At 71.9% G+C, this 9,015-nt stretch carries 6 protein-coding genes; 2 read left to right on the forward strand and 4 right to left on the reverse strand.

Going from position 1 to position 9,015, the window contains the following annotated elements:
* Window positions 1-295: 295 nt before the first annotated feature.
* From ACFV0O_RS27635 to ACFV0O_RS27645, 3 genes are all read right to left on the reverse strand, one after another.
* Entirely contained in the window at window positions 296-970 is a 675-nt protein-coding gene (locus ACFV0O_RS27635; protein ID WP_380346294.1) for a response regulator, read from the reverse strand.
* Window positions 967-2,322: a sensor histidine kinase gene (locus ACFV0O_RS27640; protein ID WP_380346296.1), complete on the reverse strand. Its 1,356-nt coding sequence runs from the start codon at window positions 2,320-2,322 to the stop codon at window positions 967-969. Before ACFV0O_RS27640 ends, ACFV0O_RS27635 begins: the two co-directional genes overlap by 4 nt.
* A 120-nt stretch (window positions 2,323-2,442) precedes the next feature.
* The gene (locus tag ACFV0O_RS27645) at window positions 2,443-3,123 is read right to left on the reverse strand and encodes a TetR/AcrR family transcriptional regulator (RefSeq protein ID WP_380346298.1); all 681 of its coding nucleotides are present in this window, start codon (window positions 3,121-3,123) and stop codon (window positions 2,443-2,445) included.
* 216 nt (window positions 3,124-3,339) lie between these two features.
* On the opposite strand from ACFV0O_RS27645, the gene ACFV0O_RS27650 reads away from it, so the two are divergent.
* Entirely contained in the window at window positions 3,340-4,944 is a 1,605-nt protein-coding gene (locus ACFV0O_RS27650) for an MFS transporter (RefSeq protein ID WP_380346300.1), read from the forward strand.
* A gap of 242 nt (window positions 4,945-5,186) precedes the next feature.
* On the opposite strand, the gene aceE is transcribed toward ACFV0O_RS27650, so the two are convergent.
* Complete coding sequence (gene aceE / locus ACFV0O_RS27655) at window positions 5,187-7,937, reverse strand: pyruvate dehydrogenase (acetyl-transferring), homodimeric type (protein ID WP_380346302.1); 2,751 nt, start codon at window positions 7,935-7,937, stop codon at window positions 5,187-5,189.
* Window positions 7,938-8,455: 518 nt separating this feature from the next.
* Between aceE and ACFV0O_RS27660 the strand changes: the two genes are divergently transcribed.
* Window positions 8,456-8,896: a DUF3052 domain-containing protein gene (locus tag ACFV0O_RS27660; protein WP_360249348.1), complete on the forward strand. Its 441-nt coding sequence runs from the start codon at window positions 8,456-8,458 to the stop codon at window positions 8,894-8,896.
* The last annotated feature ends 119 nt before the right edge of the window (window positions 8,897-9,015 follow it).

A 9,015-nucleotide genomic window follows, 5' to 3' on the forward strand; every position in this document is an offset into this window, starting at 1 on the left:
GGGCGGCCCGCGGCAGGCCCGCCGGGGGGGCGGCCGCCCGGGGGGGGGGGCGGGGGGGGGGGCGGGCGGGGGGGGGCGGGGGGGCGGGCCCCCCCCCCCCCGCGCCGAGCAGCGCCGCCAGCATCACCGCGGCGGCGGCGAGCGCCCGCCTGGTCCGAAATCCGCGCATGTCCCTGCTCTCCCTCGTTCGTTCGGCTTGCGACGAGGAGGAAGGTAGGAACACGACGGCCCCGCGGACGTCACACCGCGGGGCCAACTCCCGGGTGCTACCCGGGTATCAGGGGGACAACCCCCCTCACTGGCCGGGGGTCACCAGGCCCGACTCGTAGGCCAGCACGACCGCCTGGGCGCGGTCGCGCAGGTCGAGCTTGGCGAGGATGCGCCCGATGTGGGTCTTCACGGTCTGTTCGGCGAGCACCAGCTTCGCCGCTATCTCCTGGTTGGACAGGCCGCCGGCGATCAGCTCCAGCACCTCGGTCTCGCGCGGGGTCAGGCCGTTGAGCCGCACCTTGGGGTCGCGGCGCCTGGCCGGGCGGGTGCGGGCGAAGTCCTCGATCAGCCGGCGGGTCACCGAGGGGGCGAGCAGCGCCTCGCCGGCCGCGACCACCCGGACCGCGGCGATCAGGTCGGCCGGCGGGGCGTCCTTGAGCAGGAAGCCGCTGGCTCCGGCGCGCAGCGCCTCGTACACGTAGTCGTCCACGTCGAAGGTGGTCAGCATCAGCACCTTGGGCCGGTGCGCGCCGGGCACGGCCGGGTCGAGCAGTCGCCGGGCCGCCTCCAGGCCGTCCATCACGGGCATCCGGACGTCCATCAGCACCACGTCGGGGTGGGTGCGGCCGACGACCTCCAGGGCCTGGGCGCCGTCCGCCGCGTCCCCCACCACGTCGATGTCGCTCTGGACGCCCAGCAGGGCGGCGAAGCCCGCGCGGACCATGGCCTGGTCGTCGACGATGATCACGCGGATGGTCATGCGGTGGTCTCCCGGGGGGTGTCGAGCGGATCGCGGACGTCGCGGGTGTCGCGGGCGTCGCGGGTGCCGAGGGTGTCGAGGGGCAGCACGGCGGCCACCTTGAAGCCGCCGTCCGGCAGCGGGCCGGTGTCCAGCCTGCCATCGACCAGCCGGACGCGTTCACGCATTCCGACCAGACCGTGCCCGGTGCCCTCGGCCGACGCCTCCAGCGACTCGGTGCGCTCCGGCGGTGGCCCGTTGACCACGGTCACCCGCAGCGCCGGGCCGTCCGAGGAGAGCGAGACCCAGGCCTGCGCGCCGGGGGCGTGCCGCACCACGTTGGCCAGCGCCTCCTGGACGATCCGGTACGCCGACAGGCCGACGGCTTGCGGCACCAGCTCCACCAGCCCGTCGTCCACCGTCAGTTCGGCCGGCACCCCGGCCCGTCCCACCGTCTCGACCAGCTGGGCGAGTTGGCCGACGCCGGGCTGCGGGGCCTTCTCCCCGCCGGACTCCTCGCTGCGCAGCACGCCCAGCAGCCGGCGCATCTCGGCGAGCGACTCCCGGGCGGTGCCGGCTATCGCGGTGAACTCCTCGGCGGCGTCGGCCGGTACGTCGGGGATCCGGTAGGGCGCGCTGGCGGCCTGGACCGCGATCACCGACATGTGGTGGGCCACCACGTCGTGCAACTCCCGTGCGATCCGCGCACGTTCCTCCAGCAGGGTGCGCCGTTCGCGCTCCACCTCGCTGATCTGCGCCTGCTCGCTCAGCAGCCGGCGGGCCTCGGCGCTCTCCCGCAGGGCTCCGCCGAGCACCAGGACGGCGCCGGTCAGGGCGATCACGAGGAGGACGTTGTCCCCGGTGTAGCGGGAGCCCGTTGCGGCGAGCGACAGGGCGGCACTCCAGCCCGCGGTGACCAGCCAGACCGCGATCAGGGTGCGTCGCGGCTCGCGCAGGGAGAGCGGGACCATCAGGAGGAGGTAGCCGACCAGACCGGTGGCGGTCCACGGCCAGAGGCCGGCGGTCCCGGTCCCGGTGGTCAGGATCAGCAGGGCGGCCAGCAGGCCGGTGGCGCCGATCATCCACCACGCGGCCAGCGGCCGGCTCACCGCGAGCAGCAGCGGAGCGGTCTGCGCGACGGCGAGGGCGCCGGCGAGCCCGCCGTTGATCCCGTAGTCGTTGGCCATCACGTTGATCCCGCTGGGCAGGAGCGAGGAGATGGCGGCCACCGCGAGGACGTACGGGAGGTGGCGGACCCACGGCCGGGAGGACTGGGCCAGGAACGGGGCGTGGTCGGCGGACGGTCGGACGAGCGTGCCGAGCAGGGCCCGCGCCGCGTCGAGGGGCCCGGACCCGGGGGACGAGTCGATCATCCGGTCAGACTAGGGGCGCGGCGGCCGTCCGGCGTCCGACCTGGGGCCGGGATCCGGGGTGCTACCCGGGTATGACGCGGGTGCCCGGGCGGCCTGATGCCCCGTCGGCCGTGCGGGTGTTCAGGTGCGCCAGTGGCCGGTCAGGGCCGGGCCGAGCTGGTCGAAGTGGCGCTCGATCAGGGTGATCATGCCTTCCGGGCCCTCGGGTTCGCGATCGGCGGTCCAGGACAGGTGGGCGGCGCGCAGCACGCTGCCGAAGACGGCGGCGAGCACGGCGGGGCGCAGGTCCTCGCGCGGGTCGAGGCCCTCGCGTTCGGCGAGCACCCGGACGACGATCCGTTCCTGCTCGGTGACCCGGCGCAGGTGGGCGGCGAGCAGGGTGGGCGCGTCCTCGATCATCCGCATGAGTTCGAGCGCGCTGGTGATCGAGCCGGGGCCGGACGCCCTGGCGTTCCCGAGGTCGCGCCAGGCCTTGACGATCGAGGCGCGCAGGGCCTGCAGCGGGGTCTCCTCGGCGGGGCGGTGGCGCAGGCACTCGATGAAGTAGTCCTCGGCCTCGGCCATGACGGCGAGCGCGACCTCGTCCTTGTTGGCGAAGTAGCGGAAGAAGGTGCGCTGGGAGACGTCGACGGCGGAGGCGATCTCGTCGACGGTCGTCCGGGAGAAGCCCTGGCCGAGGAAGAGCACGTGGGCGGCCTGGACCAGGGCGTCCCGGGTCTGCTGCTTCTTGCGCTCACGCAGTCCGGGCGTCCGCCCGAGGTCCTCCGGGGTGCCGGTGGGGTGGGGGGTGTGAGCGGCCATGGCGGGGCCTTCCGGAGTGCTGGGTGTTTCTGGTGGGAGCACAACCTTAGCGTTCTGACAAATGTCAGTAATGGCCAGAAGTCACTGTTTGCCGAATGTCAGCGACTGACATAATCTGCCGCGAGTGGCGCCCGTCGGGCCGGGGCACCTGTGGGGACGGGTGGGCCGGGGCGCCACGACAACGTTCCGACCGAGCCACGCCCCCGGAGGGCCCAGATGAGCCAGTCCGTCGTCAAGAACTCCGAGGCGGACGCCTCGCCGCCACCGACGCCACCGTCCGGGGGCGGCCTCAAGGGGCACCCCTGGCTGACCCTGCTGACCGTCGCGGTCGGCGTCATGATGGTCGCCCTGGACGGCACGATCGTCGCCATCGCCAACCCGGTCATCCAGGAGAAGCTGCACGCGGCGCCCTCCGAGATCCAGTGGGTCACCAGCGGCTACCTGCTCGCCCTGGCGGTCTTCCTGATCACCGCCGGCAAGATCGGCGACCGGTTCGGCCACCGGAACACCTTCCTGGTCGGCGCGGTCGGCTTCGCCGCCACCTCGGCCGCGATCGGCTTCGCGGGCGACATCCGGACCGTGATCGCCTTCCGGGTCCTGCAGGGCCTGTTCGGCGCGCTGCTCCAGCCGGCCGCGCTCGGCCTGCTGCGCGGGGCCTTCCCGGCCGAGAAGCTCAACATGGCCATCGGCATCTGGGGCGGCGTGATCGGCGCCTCCACCGCGGCCGGCCCGATCGTCGGCGGCCTGCTGGTCGAGCACGTCAGCTGGGAGTCGGTGTTCTTCATCAACATCCCGGTCGGCCTGATCGCGCTGGCGCTCGGCCTGTGGGTCCTCAAGGACGTGCGGGCCGAGAACGCCGCCAAGTCCTTCGACGTGCCCGGCATCGTGCTGCTGTCGGTCGGGATGTTCGCGCTGGTCTTCGGCATCATCAAGGCCCCCGAGTGGGGTTGGGGCGACGCGCGGACCCTGCTGTTCCTGGGCGGCGCGGTGGTGCTGATGGTGCTGTTCGCGCTCTGGCAGGGCAAGGCGCGCGAGCCGCTGATCCCGCTCGGCCTCTTCCGCTCGGTGCCGCTGTCGGCGGGCGTCCTGCTGATGGTGCTGATGGCCTTCGCGTTCTTCGGCGCGATCTTCTTCGTGACCTTCTACCTGCAGAACGTGCACGGGATGAAGCCGGTCGACGCCGGCGTCCACCTGCTGCCGATGACCGGCATGATGATCGTCGGCTCGCCGCTGGCCGGCATCGCGATCGGCAAGCTCGGCCCCAGGATCCCGATCGTGGCCGGCATGCTGATCACCACCACCGCGATGTTCGGCATGTCCACCCTGGACACCGGCTCCGGCACCGGCGTGATGTCGCTCTGGTTCGTCCTGATGGGCCTCGGCATCAGCCCGGTCATGGTCGGTGCCACCGAGGTGATCGTCGGCAACGCCCCGCTGGAGCTGTCCGGCGTGGCGGGCGGCCTGCAGCAGTCCGCGATGCAGGTCGGCGGCAGCCTGGGCACCGCGGTGCTGGGCGCGCTGATGGCCGCCAAGGTCGGCGACGTGCTGCCCGGCAACTGGGCCGGGGCGGGCCTGCCGCCCGTCGAGGGCCCGCAGGCCGAGGGCCTCGAGCAGGCCGCCCAGCTCGGCATCGCGCCGCCCGCCCCGCCCGGCACCCCGCAGCAGGTGGTGGACGCGATGGCCGGCGCCGTCCACGAGTCCTTCGTCAGCGGCATGTCGCTCGCCTTCGCGGTCGCCTCCGTGGTGGCCTTCGCCGCCGCCCTGCTCGGCCTGTTCACCCGCCGGGGCACCACCGACGCGGGCCCGGCCGTGCACATCTGAGGCCCGCCCGTACGCGACGGCCCCGGACTCGGCGGAGTCCGGGGCCGTCGTGCTGCCCGCGGGGCGTCCCGGCGTCCGGGGCGGAGGAGAGGCGGCGGGAGAAGCGGCGGGGACGGGCACCGGGCTTGTCACGCGGCTCGTCACGCGGTCCGTCCGCCGGCCGGCCGTGCCGGCGCGGGGAACGACGAAGGGCCGGACTCCCGGAGGAGTCCGGCCCTTCACTGCCTAGACCGGGCGGGCGATCAGGCCTCGCCGCCGGCGGCACCCGGGTCGGCCGCGGCCACGTCCAGCAGCTGGTAGCGGTCGATCGCGTCCTTCAGCGCCGAGCGGTCGATCTTGCCCTGCTTGGCGAGCTCGGTGAGCACGCCCAGGACGACCGACTGCGCGTCGATGTGGAAGAAGCGACGGGCCGCGCCGCGGGTGTCGGCGAAGCCGAAGCCGTCCGCACCCAGCGACTGGTACTGGCCCGGCACCCAGCGGGAGATCTGGTCCGGCACCGCGCGCATCCAGTCGGACACCGCGACGACCGGGCCCTCGGCACCCTGGAGCTTCCGGGTGACGTACGGCACGCGCTGCTGCTCCTCGGGGTGCAGCAGGTTGAACTCCTCGGCCTCCACCGCGTCGCGGCGCAGCTCGTTCCAGGAGGTCGCGGACCAGACGTCGGCCTTGACGTTCCACTCCTCGGCGAGGATGCGCTGGGCCTCCAGGGCCCACGGCACGGCCACGCCGGAGGCGAGGATCTGGGCCGGGATCTGGCCGGCGGTGCCCGGCGCGTACTTGTGCAGACCCTTGAGGATGCCCTCGACGTCCACGTTCTCGGGCTCGGCCGGCATCTTGATCGGCTCGTTGTAGACGGTCATGTAGTAGAACACGTCCTCGCCGTGCGGGTGCTCGGCGCTGGAGCCGTACATCCGGCGCAGACCGTCCCGGACGATGTGCGCGATCTCGAAGCCGTACGCCGGGTCGTACGCGACGACGCCGGGGTTGGTCGAGGCCAGCAGGTGCGAGTGACCGTCGGCGTGCTGCAGGCCCTCACCGGTCAGGGTGGTGCGGCCGGCGGTGGCGCCGATCACGAAGCCGCGGGCCAGCTGGTCGGCCATCTGCCAGAACTGGTCGCCGGTGCGCTGGAACCCGAACATCGAGTAGAAGACGTACACCGGGATCAGCGGCTCGCCGTGGGTGGCGTAGGAGGAGCCGGCGGCGATCAGCGAGGCGGTGCAGCCGGCCTCGGAGATGCCGTCGTGCAGCATCTGGCCGGTCGGCGACTCCTTGTAGGCGAGGAGGAGGTCCCGGTCGACCGACTCGTAGGTCTGGCCGAGCGGGTTGTAGATCTTCGCCGACGGGAAGAGCGAGTCCATGCCGAAGGTGCGGTACTCGTCCGGCGCGATCGGCACGAAGCGGTTGCCGATGCCCTTGTCCCGCATGAGGTCCTTGAGCACCCGGACGAACGCCATGGTGGTGGCGATGGTCTGGTTGCCGGACCCCTTCTTGACCGCCTTGTACGCGTCGTCGCCGGGCAGTTCCAGCTTGCGCGGGCGGACCTTGCGGGTCGGCACGAAGCCGCCCAGGCCCTGCCGGCGGTCGTGCATGTACTGGATCTCTTCCGAGTTGCGGCCCGGGTGGTAGTAGGGCGGGTAGCCCTCGTCGAGCTGCTTGTCGGTGATCGGCAGGTGCAGCCGGTCGCGGAAGCGCTTCAGGTCCTCGACCGTCAGCTTCTTCATCTGGTGGGTGGCGTTGCGGCCCTCGAAGTTGGGGCCCAGCGTCCAGCCCTTGACCGTCTGGGCCAGGATGACCGTCGGCTGGCCCTTGTGCTCGCGGGCCGCCTTGAACGCCGCGTAGATCTTCTTGTGGTCGTGGCCGCCGCGACCCAGGTGCTGGATCTGCTGGTCGGTCATGCTCTCGACCATCTTGCGCAGGCGCAGGTCGGAGCCGAAGAAGTGCTCGCGGATGTACTCGCCGGACTCGGTGGCGTAGGTCTGGAACTGGCCGTCCACCGTGGTGTTCAGCTTGTTGACCAGCACGCCGTCGCGGTCCTGCGCGAGCAGCGGGTCCCAGCTGCGGTCCCAGATGAGCTTGATCACGTTCCAGCCGGCACCCCGGAACTGGGACTCCAGCTCCTGGATGATCTTGCCGTTGCCGCGGACCGGGCCGTCGAGGCGCTGCAGGTTGCAGTTCACCACGAAGGTCAGGTTGTCCAGGCCCTCGCGGGCCGCCAGCGACAGCTGGCCGAGCGACTCGGGCTCGTCCATCTCGCCGTCGCCGAGGAAGGCGTACACCTGCGAGTCGGAGGTGTCCTTGATGCCGCGGTGCTCCAGGTAGCGGTTCATCCGCGCCTGGTAGATCGCGCCGAGCGGGCCGAGGCCCATCGAGACTGTCGGGAACTCCCAGAAGTCCGGCATCAGCCGCGGGTGCGGGTAGCTGGACAGGCCGTACGGGGCCTTCGACTTCTCCTGGCGGAACGCGTCGAGCTGCTGCTCGGTGAGTCGGTCCAGGAGGAAGGCGCGGGCGTAGATGCCGGGGGAGGCGTGGCCCTGGAAGAAGATCTGGTCGCCGGACTCGCCCTCGGCGTCCTTGCCGCGGAAGAAGTAGTTGAAGCCGACGTCGTAGAGCGACGCGGAGGAGGCGAAGGTGGCGATGTGGCCACCGACGCCGATGCCGGGGCGCTGTGCCCGGGAGACCATGACGGCCGCGTTCCATCGGGTCGCATTGAGGATCTTGCGCTCGATCTCCTCGTTGCCGGGGAAGAACGGCTCGTCCTTGGTGGCGATGGTGTTGACGTAGTCCGTGCTGCGCATCTCGGGCACGGCGACACGCTTCTCGCGGGCGCGCTCGATCAGCCGCAGCATCAGGTAACGGGCACGCTCACGCCCCCGCTCGTCGATGGCCGCATCGAGCGACTCCAGCCATTCCGCGGTCTCCTCGGGATCGAAGTCCGGGACCTGACTCGGAAGGCCGCCAATGATGATCGGGTTGCGATCGGATCCGGAAGCCACGCTGTTCCTTCACTGTCGGTCGAAACTAGAGGTGTGTCGCGCCGCCTCCATCGTGCTACCGCGCTCGGAGATCCGTCATCTCTACCGATCGGTAACCATTCCGCCTGGTGGGCGGAACGGTCTGGTGGCGCGCGGCGCGAGCGTCTTCGTCCGCTCCGCACACCCCCGGGTGTTACGAAAAGAGGTGGTCCGACCTGGTGTCCCGTCCGCCCGATGGCGGGCGGCCGGGGTGAGGGCCAACAGGAGACTCTACGCCCGCGCACGCGCGGACCCCGAATGCCGTTCGCATCTCGGGCACGCGTACGGCCTGTGGGCCGGGACCACCCGAAGCATCCTTGTCCCACGCAGAGAAGGGCAAATCGGTGTGATTCGCGCCACGTCCAGCGGCGTGTCCCGGTGCGACACGTCAACCTTTGGAGGGGATCGGGGGTCGGGTACTTGCGCGAACCGCCGCGCCCGTGTGGACTACGGCCACAGCCTCGGCATGGACGCCGAGCCGAATACTGGAGGTTATTCCCGTGAGCGCGACCGCGGACCCCGCGGACAAGTCCAACCCGGCGGCCCGTCTCAACTTCGAGGCCGGCCAGATCGTCCAGGAGCTGGGGTACGACGAAGACACTGACCAGGATCTCCGCGAAGGCATCGAGGAGGTCACCGGCGCGGATCTCGTCGACGAGGACTACGACGACGTCGCTGACGCCGTCCTGCTGTGGCACCGCGACGACGACGGGGACCTCACCGACTCCCTCGTCGACGCGCTGGAGTACCTCGCCGAGGGCGGCGTCATCTGGCTGCTGACGCCCAAGACCGGGCGGGACGGCCACATCGAGGCCTCGGACATCAACGAGGCGGCGCGCACCGCCGGCCTCTCCCAGACCAGCTCGATCAACATCGCCAAGGACTGGGCGGCCACCCGGCTCGCGACCAAGTCCACGGCGAAGCCGGCCGGCAAGCGCTGAACGGGTTCTGAAGCCCCTCGCCGGGGCCCCCCCGGGGCGCCCCCCGGCGGGGGGGCCCCCCGGTTGGGGGCGGGGGGCGGGGGGGGGGGGGGGGCGGCGGGGGGGGGCCGGGGGGGGTA

The organism is Kitasatospora sp. NPDC059577 (assembly GCF_042735475.1).
Classification (GTDB): Bacteria; Actinomycetota; Actinomycetes; order Streptomycetales; family Streptomycetaceae; genus Kitasatospora.